The organism is Carboxylicivirga sediminis, from assembly GCF_018156225.1.
GTDB lineage: Bacteria > Bacteroidota > Bacteroidia > Bacteroidales > Marinilabiliaceae > Carboxylicivirga > Carboxylicivirga sediminis.
In genome coordinates, this window is sequence record NZ_JAGTAR010000007.1 from 57,674 (window position 1) to 74,003 (window position 16,330).

9 protein-coding genes are annotated in these 16,330 nt (G+C 40.7%); all 9 read left to right on the forward strand.

Annotation, left to right across the window (positions count from 1 at the left end):
- The first annotated feature begins 7 nt into the window (after positions 1–7).
- The 9 genes from KDU71_RS06250 (at position 8) to KDU71_RS06290 (ending at position 16,297) form a co-directional block, all read left to right on the forward strand.
- Complete coding sequence (locus tag KDU71_RS06250) at positions 8–1,822, forward strand: RagB/SusD family nutrient uptake outer membrane protein (RefSeq protein WP_212189060.1); 1,815 nt, start codon at positions 8–10, stop codon at positions 1,820–1,822.
- A 122-nt stretch (positions 1,823–1,944) separates the two neighbouring features.
- Positions 1,945–2,919 (forward strand): LamG-like jellyroll fold domain-containing protein, encoded by a 975-nt coding sequence (locus tag KDU71_RS06255; protein ID WP_212189061.1) that lies wholly within the window; start codon positions 1,945–1,947, stop codon positions 2,917–2,919.
- Between the two features lie 103 nt (positions 2,920–3,022).
- Positions 3,023–4,732: a DUF3472 domain-containing protein gene (locus KDU71_RS06260; RefSeq protein WP_212189062.1), complete on the forward strand. Its 1,710-nt coding sequence runs from the start codon at positions 3,023–3,025 to the stop codon at positions 4,730–4,732.
- Between the two features lie 56 nt (positions 4,733–4,788).
- The gene (locus tag KDU71_RS06265) at positions 4,789–6,351 is read left to right on the forward strand and encodes an arylsulfatase (RefSeq protein ID WP_212189063.1); all 1,563 of its coding nucleotides are present in this window, start codon (positions 4,789–4,791) and stop codon (positions 6,349–6,351) included.
- A gap of 23 nt (positions 6,352–6,374) precedes the next feature.
- Complete coding sequence (locus KDU71_RS06270) at positions 6,375–8,573, forward strand: M60 family metallopeptidase (RefSeq protein ID WP_212189064.1); 2,199 nt, start codon at positions 6,375–6,377, stop codon at positions 8,571–8,573.
- Positions 8,574–8,900: 327 nt separating this feature from the next.
- Positions 8,901–9,848: a LamG-like jellyroll fold domain-containing protein gene (locus KDU71_RS06275; RefSeq protein WP_212189065.1), complete on the forward strand. Its 948-nt coding sequence runs from the start codon at positions 8,901–8,903 to the stop codon at positions 9,846–9,848.
- A 78-nt stretch (positions 9,849–9,926) separates the two neighbouring features.
- A complete protein-coding gene (locus KDU71_RS06280) occupies positions 9,927–13,331 on the forward strand; it encodes a LamG-like jellyroll fold domain-containing protein (RefSeq protein WP_212189066.1) in 3,405 nt (1,134 codons plus the stop codon).
- Between the two features lie 106 nt (positions 13,332–13,437).
- Positions 13,438–14,862: a sulfatase gene (locus KDU71_RS06285; protein WP_212189067.1), complete on the forward strand. Its 1,425-nt coding sequence runs from the start codon at positions 13,438–13,440 to the stop codon at positions 14,860–14,862.
- 7 nt (positions 14,863–14,869) lie between these two features.
- A complete protein-coding gene (locus tag KDU71_RS06290; RefSeq protein WP_212189068.1) occupies positions 14,870–16,297 on the forward strand; it encodes a sulfatase family protein in 1,428 nt (475 codons plus the stop codon).
- Positions 16,298–16,330: the final 33 nt, after the last annotated feature.

Here is a 16,330-nt window from a genome sequence, read left to right on the forward strand (position 1 = left end):
GAAAGAAATGAGACAAATAAAATATATATCAGTACTCTTTTTACTGTTGCTGTTTAATGTTGGGTGTAACGACGATTTTCTGAACCTGGCACCAAAAGATGAATTGTCTGAAGCGACAATGTTTTCAACCTACGACAATTGTAAAGTATTTGCCTGGGGGTTTTATGAGAATCTTAACCCTTATCCAATGGGTGGACAAAATGGCAGTTACTATACTCCTCTTTCATGGGATGCAAGTGGTGACTTAATTGAAAATGGCTATGCCACTAATGGAGATGCCTATTTATGGGAGCGTACAAATATTCCGGCAACAGATATGGATTGGACGAATAGGTACGAGAGCATACGCAGGGCAAATTTATTAATTGACAATGTACCAAATGCCAACATGTCAAATGCAGAAAAGGCTCACTGGCGAGGGGTAGGTTTGTTTTTTAGATCCTATGAGTACATGAAACTGTTAGCTAAGTTTGGTGGTGTACCATGGGTTGAAAACGCATTAACCGATGCCGATGCAGATATACTGTTTGGACCTAGAGCCTCACGCGATGTGGTGGCAGATAATATTTTAAGAGATTTGAAAGAAGCTGTTGAAAGCGTAAAAGAAGAAGGTGACGGTGAAAATACAATTAATTCAAATGTCGTAAGAGCATTGCTTTCTCGTTTTGGCTTATTCGAAGGAACCTGGCGTAAATATCATGGTTTGGATGACTATACAAAATTCTTGGAAGCCAGTATTGCCGCATCAGAGAAGCTGATCGTTGATTATCCAGATTTAATACCTGTTTATGATCAGATTTTTAACAGTGAAGATTTACAAGGTAAACCAGGTATAATTTTGTATCGTCATTACATTGAAGATGATGCTGGTTACCATATTATGTCAACCAATACGCGTTCAACCAACCATAAATATGATGTGACGCGCAAGGGAGTTGACAAGTTTTTGTGTAAAGATGGACAAACTATTTGGAATAGCCCTTTATATCAGGGTGATAAAGATGCCTATGCTGAATTTAGAGATCGTGATACACGATTGTTAATTATGACCCCTCCGCCATATAAAGTTAATTCATCAGGCACTGGCGTTTGGACACCCACTGGGAATCCAGCTGATGAAGAATGGATAGATGAAATGGCACGTGTTAGTGGTGCAGATGGAAATAGCATGGAAACTCAGTATAAATTTTTACCAGATCGTAACTGGTCTGACAGAATAACAACAGAAGTACCAAATTTCGAAGGGTTATTACCTACGCAGACAGCATCTGGGTACCGTTTCTGGAAATACTTCAGTAATGTGAGTTACCGAACATCGTCGAGAGACTTTAATGATGGACCTATCTTCCGAATGGGTGAAATTTTGATAAACCATGCAGAAGCGAAATTTGAGCTCGGGGAGTTTAACCAGGCAGTGGCGGATGAAACCATCAATAAGTTAAGAGAACGTGGTGAGGTAGCTGCGATGAATGTTTCCGCTATTGCATCAGATTTTGATCCAACGCGCGACCCTTCAGTTAATGAAATATTGTGGGAGATACGTAGAGAACGTGCCATCGAGTTAATGGGCGAAGGTTTTCGACGCGATGATCTTAGAAGATGGAAGAAAATGAGCTATGCCTCAGCACCAAAGTTAGGACGTTGGATCAAGCAAAGTGATTATAAGAAAGTAATTCCGATACAAGGTGGTGCAGCCGAAGGGTATATACAACTGGTGCCAGGTACTCCTCCTTTATTCCCTGAGCATTACTATTTATTTCCGCTTCCAAGTGAAGAGTTGGTGCTAAATGATGCTTTAGAACAAAATCCGGGTTGGGAGTAGCAATGTTACTGGCAGTTACATTGGTAGCTGCCAGGTTATCGAAAAATATGAGTAATTGATGGTAAATAATGAGGATTCTAAAGAATCAATTTACCATGAGCTTAAAATAAAACCTTGAGATCATGATAAAAATTAAATTATATAAATATATACTAGTATTAAGCATTATAAGCTTATTGTTTATTCAATGTTCAGAAGATGATAAGCCATATATTGGCGCAAAACCTGTTGCTGATTTTATGTCAGATGATGATGATATGACGGTTGAAGTAGGAACGATAGTTACTTTTACAGATGCCTCTACCAATGAACCATCTTTATTTACATGGAGAATTCCGGGTGGTAATCCAACATACAGTAATAAAAGTAGTGTTGAAGTAGAATTTCTTGCGGAAGGAGATCAACCAGTTACTTTAACCGTTCGTAACGATGCTGGTGCCGACGAAATAACAAAAACCGTAAAAGTTAACCCATTAGTTATTCCTGACTTAGAAGGTGTGAAGCCGACAGTAAAAATGACCTTTGATAATAATCTTGAAAACCAAGGTTCAGTAGGAGGTCTAGGTACTGGCGGATCTTCTAGTTACGAGCCAAGATCAAAATACGGTGGTATGGCATTAAAGTTAAATGCCACAGCAGGCCAGGATGTGAAGTTGGAAAATTATTCGGGAGTAAATGGAAGTAATGCTCGCACGGTTGCATGCTGGGTTAAAACAGATGCAGCAGCAACAAGTGGTCTTGTGCATTGGGGAGCATCAGGAACATATAGCCGGGCATCATTTAAGATGCAGTCCACGGGTGTCATTCGCTTTGAGTGGCAAGGAGGCGGTCTGAATGCAGCAACAATTGTCAATGATAATAACTGGCACCATGTTGCATATACCTATGATGGGAGTACTGTTAAATTATACGTTGATGGTGTATTAGATGCTTCAGTGGCAACCACAGCTATTAATACAGGTGTGGCTGGCGAAACAGGCATTTATATTGGGTCACAGTTAGGTGGTTCTTTATACGAAGGATTAATTGACGATGTTCGTATCTATGAAACGGCACTTGATGCTGATCAGCTTAGCTTTTTAGCAGGTATACAATAATGTAAAGGAATAAAAGAGATCTGGCAAAAGTGAGTATGGAATTGCATACCCATTATTCATGTAATTCCATGCTTCTGTCTTTTTGGCCTAAATAATCAACCCCATGAAAAATGATTATTCCTTAAAATATAATAATAAATTATACATGTTTGGAATGCTTGGTAAAATCGCTTTATTGTTAATGTTTTGCCAATGTAATAATGCAGATATTTCTGAAGAAAGTATAAGAGGAAATGTGCCCATTGTATCTGACACACTAACGTTCACTACTAATGAAAGCTTTTTTTCGCCTGTCGGGACATTAAGCGCGCACCTGGTTGATAAATCCTCTGGAGAAGAATACAATAAGTTTGAGTTTTACGATTATATCTATAAGTGGAAGCAGCCTAATGACACCATCTTATTCGGGGTGACCATTCAAAAGGAAGGAAATCTTTTTATTCATCCCGAAATGAGTTTACCCGATAGCCAGGACGGATCTGAACTATATGTCTACCTTAACGATGAACGAAAATCGCATATTATCACTTCAACAGGAGGTGATGATAAATATGAAATTCAGAATGGGGTTGAATTTGTTGATGTGAAACCAGGTTTTTATATGGTGAAGCTCCAGATAAAAATGGCTAAAAGTGAAGGGACTGAGATCGGCCAACTAAAAAATGTACACCTGATTGGTTCAGCTGTGAAAGATGCCAAAATTGAGATGCGTCGATATCGACCATTTGCTGTTCATGGCAAATGGCAAACCGAAAGTACAAACCCTGTTGAAATCTGTGTACATGAGCTCACGGTCATGAATAGATCCGTTAACTGTTATCAGCCAATAACAACTCCTTTTGGTTATACGGGCTCTCCGTGGTCTCTTGATACAAGAACCTTTGGGGGCTATAACTTTTCATTGTGGTCATATGGCCAGAATGATCAGGTGCCACCATTTTACCAGGAGAGCCATTTGATAGCTGTTGGTCCCGGCCTGACATTCGGAGCTTACGGGCATGAGGGGACAGGTGTTAAACCTCGTGGAAACCACCCTTATATGGATGTTGAAACTAATACTCAGGTTGTTGCAGTAAGAATGCAACCGGGAGAAATATATAATACGTATTGGAGTTATTACTTAGATCCTGTTGATAGTCATTGGAAACTTTATGGATGTGGAAAAAAATACAATAAGACAGGAGCCACTAAGTACCTTGAAACAGGTGCATTTGTTGAAGTTGCAGGACCTGCATCTACAGAACGTAGTGGCCATGAATTGAGAGAAACCCAATACCGAGGCTGGCAGATGGATACAGATAAAAACTGGTATCCGATAAATAAACTGATTGGTAGTTCTTCAGTTAATGAACTTAGTTATCGCAATTGGCGTACGGTCGGTAATAAATTTTCGATGCAGATGGGAGGATGGGGTGAAGTTGGAACACCTGCTAAAACAGTTACATTGAGTAATCCGGATCCGGTGCCTTATTACCTGAAGGGAGACTATCTGGCTGAATTATACAGGATGCCTGCTACATTTGAAGATGGTACTGTCCAAAATATTACAGCTAATTCAGCTGAATTATCACTGACCATTTTAGATTTAGGAACTAACGCTCAGGGATACCTGTTCTGGGGCAGGGAAGAAGGCTTAACAAAAGAAGATAAGTGGGAAAATAATAAATCAATTGAAATGACCTATGGAAAGCAATCCTTTTGTCTTGAAGAACTGCAAGCCGATACAGAGTATTATTATCGAATTAAAATTAAGAATGATCAAGGTATTACTTGGTCTTTCGATACACAAAAGTTCAGGACTTTAAAAGAATAGGAGTATTAGCTGCCTATTGATTGTAAGAATTTAAAATTAATATCAGAACCAGCAGAATGAGAACAATTACACTATTAGCGTTAGTTGCATTGTTTACCATTTCATTAAATGGATGCCTTACGACTAACACGAAGCAGACAAAGGAAGCCAATAAGCCAAATATCATCTATATTCTTGCAGATGATCTGGGTTATGGAGAATTAGGCTGTTATGGGCAAAAACAGATTGAAACACCACATATCGATGCCCTCGCAGCAAGTGGAATGCTTTTTAAACAGCATTATTCTGGTGCTCCGGTATGTGCGCCATCGCGTTGCGTTTTAATGACAGGAAAGCATATGGGACACTCATATGTGCGCGGAAATGATGAATGGAAAGAGCGAGGCGATGTGTGGAACTACAAAGCCCAGATTGCTGATTCAACACTTGAAGGACAAAGGCCATTACCCAAAGAAACACAAACAATTGGCAGGTTATTACAGTCGAATGGTTATAAAACGGCAGTTGTTGGTAAATGGGGGTTAGGAGCGCCACATACAGATGGTATTCCTACAAAGCAGGGATTTGATTATTTCTTTGGGTATAATTGTCAGCGTCAGGCACATACCTACTATCCCGTGCATCTTTATGAAAATGAAAACCGATTTTATCTTAATAATGACACTGTTGCTCCAGGCACAAAGTTAGCCGATGGTGCCGACCCATATGATATAGATAATTATAAACCTTACAATTTAAATGAATATTCACCTGATTTAATGTTTGGCCGTATAACCAATTTCATTGAGCATTCGAAGGATGAGCCTTTCTTTCTCTATTGGGCAACACCTATACCGCACGCTCCTATCCAGGCCCCTCAGCATTGGGTAGATTATTATACACAAAAGTTTGGCGATGAAGAGCCTTATGATGGTAATCGAGGTTATTTTCCACACCGATATCCACATGCAGGTTATGCTGCTATGGTATCATACCTCGATGAACGTGTTGGTCAGCTTATTGCACAGTTAAAAGAACTGGGACAATACGAAAATACCATTATCATCTTCAGTTCTGATAATGGCCCTACATATAATGGAGGTACAGATTCTCCATGGTTTAATAGCGGAGGCCCGTTCAATAGTAAGTATGGCAGTGGTAAAGGTTTTTTGCATGAAGGAGGGATTCGTGTACCAATGATTGCTTCCTGGCCAGGTCATATAAAAGCAGGTTCGGAAAGTGAACATATATCAGCGTTCTGGGATGTCTTGCCAACGTTGTGTGATATAGGAGGTGTAGAAAAGCCAGAAGATACAGATGGAATAAGTTTTTTACCTGAGTTAATGGGTGAACAACAGGAAGTCCATCAGTACCTGTATTGGGAATACCCCGAATACGGAGGGCAGCTCGCTGTTCGACTTGGTAATTTTAAGGCAATTTGTAAGAACGTTAGAAAGGAAAACAATACTCAATTTGAGTTATATAACCTTGAGCTGGATCCGCAAGAACAAAATAACATAGCAGCCAGTCACCCTGAAATTTTGGTTCAAGTTGGCCAGATTTTAAATGATGAACATATTGAATCTTGGAATAACAGATGGAAATTTATGCAATTAGGCGATAGCATAACGAATGAATAATTTTAATTACTAAATGAATTTCGATGAAAGAAAATCTGCATAGAGCTATATTCCTGATAGGAATTATTGCCATAAGTATTTTATACGCTTGTAGTAAGGATGAATCAATTGAGGTTGAGATTCCAAAATTTGAATACATAGTTGGAGATCTTGATGAGATTATAAATGGTGATCCGCAAAAAGTAAAAATTAGTGGTTTGGAATTGCAGGTCAATCATACTGAACGAGCTTCACAGCCACTGAGTATGGCATTTGATGGAGATTTATCAACCAAGTATCATAGTCCGTGGTCAACTGATAATCCACCTACCGAATTTCCTGTGATTATTACGGTTACATTTCCAGATGATTCACCATCCTTTGAGTATCTGTATTACTGGCCGCGTCAGGTTGGTAGTAATGGTAGAATTTTAACAGGTGCTGTTAAAGTATCACCAAAAAATGATCCAGAAAACTATACAACCATATTGGATTTACAATACGTAGATGATCCTGCGCCTAAGAAAATTAAAATACCGGCTGAATTTCAAGGTAACATCAAGAAGTTGATTTTTGATATATCATCAGGTATTGGTGACGTTGTTTCAATTCAGGAAATAGAGTTTTATAACGAAGGAGTTGGAATGAATATTCCAGATGTATTCACTGATAAAAGTTGCTCAGCTATTAAGGAGGGCGTATCAAGGGAATCTATTGAGAGCATGACAAATTCTGTTTTTCGAAATCTGGCTTTATCCTTGTTTGATGAAACCTATGATAAGCGTCGTGTAGGAACCTATAAAAGTTATCCACATCCAAGTATTCAAAGTAATTTAAACAAAACTTCAACATATGGTTTGCTTGATAATGTCACAGGTGTTTTTGTGTCACAAGGGGATGATTTACTTGTTTTTGCCCAAGAGCACAATCATGAATTGATATTAAGAATTATCGATCATGAAGACGACCAAGGATCTGGCTTTACAGGACAAAATACTGTTTTAAATTCGGGTGTAAATAAAATTAAGGCACAAATTAGTGGTTTAGTTTACTTGTTATATCATAATGATTCTGATGAACAAATTAAAGTCAATTTTGCAAATGGTAAAGTAAACGGACAATTTGATATTGAGCACAATACCAATGACGAATGGCAAGATATCTTAAATTCATCGATATATAACCGCATCGATTTAAAAGGGAAATATTCTCACATTATTTTTAACACAGCGGATCTGAAGAAATATACACCAGATCCGACGCGTTTAATAGAAGTATATGATTCGATCGTGTGGCTTGAAGAACAGTTTTTGGGATTTTACAAATACAACCGCACGAATAAATCAAGAATGCTCTTTAGGTCATCTCCTGCAGCTACTTATATGCATGCGACAAGTTATCGGACAGAATATAATCCATCTACAATGCCTAAGTTGTGTGACGTTGATGGTTTAAGGACAACTGATATTTGGGGGCCTGCTCACGAAGTAGGGCATGTTAATCAGACCAGGCAAGGCTTTAGGTGGAAAAATATGGCCAATGAGAGCGTCCTGGGTGAGGTCTCAAATAATGTTTATTCGTTATATGTGCAGGCTGCTTTTGGCAACACATCACGCTTGGAAACACAAGGTAAATATATGCCAGCCTATAATTCGTTTATGGTTGAAGACATGAAGCATATGGAAGCGACAGGAGCAGTTGATAAGAAATACTTTTTTGAACAACTCGTCCACTTCTGGCAATTGGAGTTGTATTTCTCACAGGTATTGGGAATGGAAGATTTTTATAAAGACTTGCATGAAGAGATAAGGATTACCCCAGACCCTGCAAGGGGAGTTGAACACCATGAGTTTGCCTACCTAGTTAGTAAAATATCTGGCTTTGATATGACTAGTTTCTTTAACCTTTGGGGGTATCAATTATCTGACGAAATAAAAGCACGTATCGCTGAACTTGGATTTAATGAGCCGACACAGCCAATTCAGTATATTCGTGAATCACAGGTTGAACTTTATAAAGAGCAGAAAGCCATCGTAAAAGGAAATGCCACACAGTATAGCAATGGGAATTCATATACTTTTAATATGTCGACTTACGAAAATGTAGTTGCTTATGAGGTATATGTAAATGATGCGATTGTTCATATTGATATAAACAATCAATTTACAACAACTTTACCTGAGGGTAATTATTCAGTATTTGCAATAGGTGCTGATGGGAATAAAACGGAAGTGACATTTTAGTTGGTGAATTCTTCATGCTCTTCCTAATGCGATGAGAGTGTAGAATCAAAGTTACGCTGATATTCCTCTTTTGATTCAGAATGAGGAGTTATCAGTGCTGGACTTTCTATATCCAAAATTTGAAAGAAAAAATCGTTGTTAACTTCAGTTGTTCATCCTCTAATTGACAGCATATAAATGATATATGTAATGTGGGGTGGTGATTGTAAATCATTGAAAATAATGGCTGGCATCACTCTGATATTGGATGAATATTCAAGAGAATAGCCTATAAAATTATCTTGATCAGGTTGGTGTCGGCTGCATCAAGTCCTTATTTATTAATTTATGAAAAAAAACTACAAAATGAGAAAAGTGAATGTATTTAGAAAAGTAATATCAATTGTTGCATTGGTATTGGTAGGTGTTGTAACAAGTTATGGACAAATTTTGCATTTACCTTTAACGGAGAATGTGAACGATGCATCGACTAACAACACAACGGTTAATGATGAGAACACCAGTGTAACTTTTACAAGTGATACTGAAAAAGGTAATGTGGCTGTACTGAATGGTGCAGATTGTCAAATAGTTGCAACTACAGACGGAGTTTTAGGTGCTGGTGCTCGAACTATTGCTGCCTGGATAAAAACATCAGTGACAGCTACGTCTCAATGTATTGCAAGTTATGGGGTGTCAACTACAAGAAACAAATTTACATTTTATGTAGCAACAGGTAATGTTATAAGGGCTGAAATTGTGGGTAATTTTGTTTTAGGTACTACGACTGTTACAGATGGAGCATGGCATCATGTTGCAGTAACGTTCGATGGGGCTACCGTGAAGTTGTATGTTGATGGTGTTGAAGATGCTTCAAAAGCCTGGGCTGACGTCAATACTTTGGCACGAGATCCTCAGGAATTTTACATTGCACATGATGCTGTTTATCAAGACACTCCTCGTTTTTGGTTTAATGGCAATATGAGTGATTTTAGATTGTATGATATAGCTCTTTCAGCTCAAGAAATAGCAGCATTTAATGTTCCTACAGCTTTATCAGATGTGAAGGATTCAGATTTGTATTCAGTAACACCCATTAATAATAGTAGTATTGAAATTAAAGCTAAAGAAAATGCGGTTTGTAGTATTTATTCTATAAGTGGCCAAAAAGTACTTCAACAAAAAATAGAAATTGGTACAAACTCAATTAACACCAATGGCTTGAGTGGTATTTGTCTGATTAAGATTGAAGCTGGTAACGGTAAAGCTTTTGTTAAAAAAGTTTTTCTTAAATAGTACCACTGATACAATTTTATAAAGTTGTTATTGTCGGAAAGCACTTTGTTACTTTCCGGCATTTTTCAAAATAAGAACATGAGGAATAAAGGTAGATTACTGGCAGGGTGTATAATATCAACAATAATTACTTCTGTTATTATTGTTAGGTTGAATCATAGTCCGAATATTGATGGTTCAGAGTATAGTGAATACCCCGTTTGGATTGAAATGATGGATCAGCCTGATGTAAATATGCTGGAGGCCCGTAATGCTTTCGATACCTATTGGTCAGGCCATGAGCATTATCAGGGAGACCGCCATAAGCAGTTTGAGCGTTGGTATGCCATCAACTCAAAGCGTATTGATGAAAATGGACATCTGATACCGGCTAAAGCAGTAAGCAGCGCTTACAGAAATATGATGAGTGCGGCAAATGCAGAAATGGAAGGGCATTGGTATTGCTATGGTCCGGTGAATGTAGGGCCTCGTAATGGAACCAAAAGAGATGGTGGCCGTGTTAAAGATATTCAGTTTCATCCTGTTGATCCTCAAACCTTGTATGTGTCCTGTTTCAAAAGTGGATTGTTCAAGACGATGGATGGGGGAGCCTCATGGGAACCCTTATGCGACAATATTCCTGAGCAGGTGTATGTGAGTGCCATCAAACCCTCAGATCCAAATACGATTTTAATTGGGACAGATATGGGGGTGTATATCACCAATGATGGGGGTGACACCTGGAATACGACCTCAATAACTACAGAAGTGAAGGCTTTATTGATTCAGCCGGGCAATGAAAATGTTATTATTGCGGGAGCTGGTAATGGGATTTACCGTTCTTCCAATGGCGGTGAATCCTGGAGCTTTGTGTTATCTTCCAATAACGTTGAAGATCTAAAGTCTCATCCGACAAATCCGGATATTTTATTTGCGGCCACCAATGGTCCAACCAGTCAGTTCTATCGTTCAAGCGACGGAGGTGCAAGCTGGACGGAAAACACGTCATTCGGAAAAGGCTGTTTTATGAAAATAGCGGTTACTTCTGCAGCACCTGATCACGTATTTGTATTAAATGCCAGAGACCATCTTGGTGATGACTCCTTTGAAGGCTTCTATAAATCAACCAATGCAGGAGTAAGTTTTACAAAGCTGTCAGGTACCACTCCTTGTATAACAGGGTATAAAGATGATGGTGCTATTTCGAGGGGACAGCCCAACTATAATCTGTTTGTAGTGGTTGATCCTGCTGATGCATCCAAGGTATGGGCCGGTGGCGTTAAGAGTTGGAAATCAGAGGATGGTGGAAGCTCCTGGACGCAATTTTTCAATGGCGTGACAACTGATGGGGATAATCTGCACCTGGATCAGTTGAACTGGGCTTATTCACCACATAATAATGCCCTGTACGCTGCCAATGACGGAGGCATCTATTACCTGAATGACGCCAATCAGTTTCAGATGATAACCGATGGTTTGCCTATTGCCGAGGTGTATGAATGCACCCAAAGCCAGACAAGGAAAACCAATGTGGCTGGTGGTACTATGCATTGTGGGGTTAAACTGAATAACAACGGAGTATGGTATACTCCCTGGGGCGGTGATGAAGCGACTTGTATTATAGATCCAACAGATGTTCAATATGTTTATCACCTCAAGTATGAAAAGGTGAGCCGTTCGACCAACGGAGGGTTTAATTTTTCGAGGATTAATGCTGCAAATACTGACCGCGGTGAGTATACCGGGACAGGTGTATTACATAAAAGTGATGTAAATACACTTTTTGCCGGATTTACGCAGCTGCAACGAAGCAATAATGTGCGCGCTGCTTCGGTTAACTGGAATACCATTTCTTCGTTTGCAGGTACGTCTAAAATTCAAAAGGTTGAACAGTCTGGAGCTAATGAGGATGTGTTTTATGTGGCCAGGGGAACAGAACTCTATCGCAGTGATAATATAAATGCTGCTACCCCATCGTACACCAATTTAACGGGCAATCTGCCATTGTCAGGGGTGTCAGTCAATGATATTGCTGCTCTTTCAACTGATGAGAATGTGGTTTTCATCCTGCAGGGTAGTAAGGTTTACCGCTCATCCAATAAGGGTGCTTCATGGACTGATTTAACCAGCAATCTGCCGGCAGTAGCTTTACTGGAGATGACGATTGATCAGACAGCCAATGAGGGCATCTATGTAGAAACCGATATAGGCGTGTTTTATAAAGAATCCGGCATGTCTGACTGGATTAACTTTTCCAATGGTTTACCGGCGGTTCGGGTGTCGGGTATGGATATTTACTATGGTGATACTCGTGACGAAAGCCTGATTACCGTGTCCACCGATGGTCGTGGATTCTGGCGTTCGCCACTGCATGGAGTCGCTGTTGAAGCGCCTGTCGCTAATTTTGAAGCCAATTATGTGAATGCGGTGGTGGGCAGTACCATCCAGTTTAGCGATTTAAGTACACAGCATCTACAGAGTTATCTGTGGCAGTTTGAAGGAGGTTCACCGGCTACCAGCCTGGACATTAATCCATTGGTACGCTATGATGCTCCGGGAACTTATGAGGTAAGTCTAACGGTTACCAATAGTGCCGGGACTGATACAAAAACGTTTACTAATTATATAACTGTGGCGTCTGAAGGGGGCGATCTGCAGGTGCACTATCAGTTTGATGGAGATGCACAGGATGCCTCATTATACCATCGGGATGGATTGAATGCTGGCGTTGACTTTATTGCTGATTCGAAGCATGGAGAAGTTGCTGACTTTGATGGCAGTGCACAAATTGCAGTATCTGGATACAGTGGTGAAGAAGGAACCAATGCCCGTTCCATTAGTGCCTGGATTAAGACATCGACTAACAGCAAGGCCATAGCTGCGTGGGGTAAAGCAGCCACATCTACTAAATGGGCATTCCGCCTTGAGACAACTGGCGTTTTACGCCTGGAGCCCGGTGGCGGTAATATCATCGGTAGTACCAATGTGGCTGATGGTCAATGGCATCATGTGGCGTGCGTGTTTGACGATGATTGCAGTCCAACAGTTGATGATGTAAAGCTGTTTGTTGATGGCATTGAGGAAGTTACCTATCCATCGAGTGTGGCAATCAATACTGTGGCACAAGGCGATGTAACCATTGGAAACGATCAAATGGGACGCAGGTTTGTTGGGCAGATGGCTGATGTCAGAATATATAGTTCTGCATTGAGTAGTGGTGATATAACCCAATTGGCAGCCACTTCAACAGCTATTAAACAATCCGCTGCAGAGCAATGGGTAAAATTGCATGTGCTCGGAGGTGGCCATATTCAGCTTGAGCTTTTGGGTAGCAAGTCAGCACAGGTAAGTGTTTATAGTTTAGCTGGTAAGATGTTGAAAAAGGAAATTATTCAGGAAGGCGTATCCACTATTTCACTATCATCCCGACAAAAGGAGTTGGTGGTTGTACAGGTGCTTGATAGTACAAAAGGAGAGTTTGTAAAAAAGATATTCCTGGAATAACAGAATTGTTTGAGTTGATATATTAGTATGTGAGAATGGATCTGTCTCCCTCGGGTTGCAACAGCACGAGGGAGACAATTTAGCTGAAAACAGAAATAAATAGAACATGCAATTAAAAACGTTTGTAGTCCTTGCATCACTGTTGGTTTTAACAACATTCAAAAGTTATAGTGCTATTAAGCCCAAATCAGCAAGTAAGCCTAATATTCTCTTAATCCTTGTGGATGATTTAGGTTGGCAGGATGTGAGTTATCGTGGTTCCAACTATTTTGAAACAAAGCATATTGACCGCCTGGCTGAGACAGGAGTCATGTTCAATAACGCCTATGCACCCGCTGCCAATTGTGCGCCAAGCAGGGCCTGTATTATCTCTGGTCAAAACACACCAAGGCATAGTATATATACCGTTGGCTCCTCGGAAAGGGGCAAGTCCATTAACCGGAAGCTCATACCAGTTGTGAATAATACTGTATTAGCTGACAGTGTAGTAACGATAGCCGAAAAACTGAAGTCAGCGGGTTATACCACTGCTTCAATGGGCAAGTGGCATTTGGGGGAAGATCCTTGTTCGCAGGGATTTGATGTGAACATTGGTGGTTCGCATGCTGGTCACCCTAAGTCTTACTTCAGTCCATATAAGAATGCTGCTTTGAAAGATGGTCCTGATGGCGAGTATCTGACTGACCGGCTCACAAGTGAAGCCATTGATTTTATCAAAAGCAGCGCTGCAGAAAGTGAACAACCATTTTTCCTTTATTTGCCATACTATACGGTTCATACGCCTCTGCAGGCAAAAGACAAGCTCATTAAAAAGTACGAGCAAAAGCCAGGATGCAAAGGGCGTAATCATGCGGTATATGGCGCAATGGTGGAATCCATGGATGATAATGTAGGGCGACTGCTTGCTTGTCTTGATGATTGTGGTATTTCAGAAAACACCCTGGTTGTATTTTTCTCAGATAATGGAGGTATCGCTAATATCTCGTCACAATACCCTGCCAGGGCAGGGAAAGGCTCATACTACGAAGGAGGTATCAGGGAACCACTTATTATGCGATGGCCATCCGGATTTCCCTCTGGTAAAGTGATAGACCAGCAAGTGTCTGGCCTCGATTTTTACCCGACATTTATGGCTATTGCGGGTGTCAAACCGGATACTAAGCAGATATTGGATGGCGTATCACTGGTGAAATTGATCACAAAAAATAAGCGCTTGAAACGAAAAGCGCTATTTTTCCATTTTCCCATTTATTTGCAGGCCATTAATCCTGAAACGGATCAGGCACGAGATCCTCATTTCCGGACAACGCCCGGTTCAGTCGTTATAAAAGGAGACTGGAAGTTACATGTGTACTACGAAGACAATGAGATGGAGTTGTACAATCTGAAAGATGATCCGGGTGAAAGTACCAACCTGGTGAATACATATCCTGAGGTGGCAAAAGCCTTGAATAAACAACTGGTTGATTGGCTTAATGAGACTGATGCTCATGTGCCAACCATCCATAATCCCGAATATCAAAAAAAGTAAACAGACGATGAACAGAATAAAATATGTAATACTGGCAAGTGTCATGATAAGCCTGACAAGCCTGTCGGCGTATGGCAAAGAGCCTGTCAAACAGCCTAATATCATCCATATTTTAGCGGATGATGTGGGTTACGATGACTTAAGTTGTTTTGGCTCCAAGGACATTTCAACACCCAGCCTGGATGAGCTGGCGGCTAAAGGCATGAAATTCACCAGTTTTTATGCCCCACACGGCACCTGTACGCCTTCGCGAGCTGCTTTGATAACCGGCCGATACGCGCCAAGGATTAATGAGGGACAAGGCTTGTACGTGTTGTTCCCTCATTCAAAGCATGGCCTGGAGGATGAAATGGAGACGACCATTGCAGAGCTGTTGAAGGCACAAGGCTACACTACCGGTTTATACGGTAAGTGGCATTTGGGGCATCTGCCACAATATTTGCCTTGCGTGCATGGTTTTGATGAATTTCTGGGTATTCCTTACCCGAATGATCATGGACCTGAACGGATTGGTAATAGTGGCTGGCGGCCTAATGGGGTAAGCGATCCGGCTATTCCGCTTATTGAGCAGGCACAGGTGATTAAACGTTGTGATAACAACGATTTGGCCGAATTGCCGGCCCTATTTACCCGTGAAGCGTGTAAATTTATTTACCGTTCGGTTAAGGAAGATAAAAAACCATTTTATTTGCAGTACGCCAATATTGAAACGCACACGCCCTGGTTTGTACCGAAAGGTTTTGAAGGTCAGAGTAAGGCTGCGGCCTTTGGCGATGCGGTGGAATACCTTGACCGTTCGGTGGGCATCATTATGAATACTTTAAAGCGCCTGGGCATCGAGAACAATACAATCATCGTGTTTTCGTCTGATAATGGTCCGCTGGTGCACCGCGATGAGGAACTGGAGAATTGCTATGGCAAGTTTGGTTTTACCAATCCTGAGCGTAAGCATGTACTGCGCGAAGGAAAATACCAGGAGCGATACGATGGAGGCATTCGCGTATCCTGCATCATGACATGGCCGGGGAATATTCCTGCCGGAGCGACCTGTGATGAGCCAATTGCCGCTATGGATTTATTTACCACAATGGCACGCATAGCAGGGGCAGATGTGCCTGATGACCGCGTGATCGATGGCAAAAATATCCTGCCATTGATGAAGGGAGAAAAGGGTGCAAAATCGCCTCATAAGGCTATATACGGCTTCAGGGCAACCGGCGGTTTGTTGAGTGTGCGATATAAAAACTGGAAATTAATACTGCCTGGTAAACACTGGACAGGAGAACTAACAACACCTCATTTATATGATTTATCATCAGATATTGGGGAAACGATAAACGTTGCAGAGCAACATCCTGATGTTGTAAAAACTATCATGCGATTGGCCGAAGATGCCAATAAAGCCATTGAGAGTAATCAGCCAATAGAGCAGTAAATGAAATTGCTTTTCATAGGATTAGTATGCTCC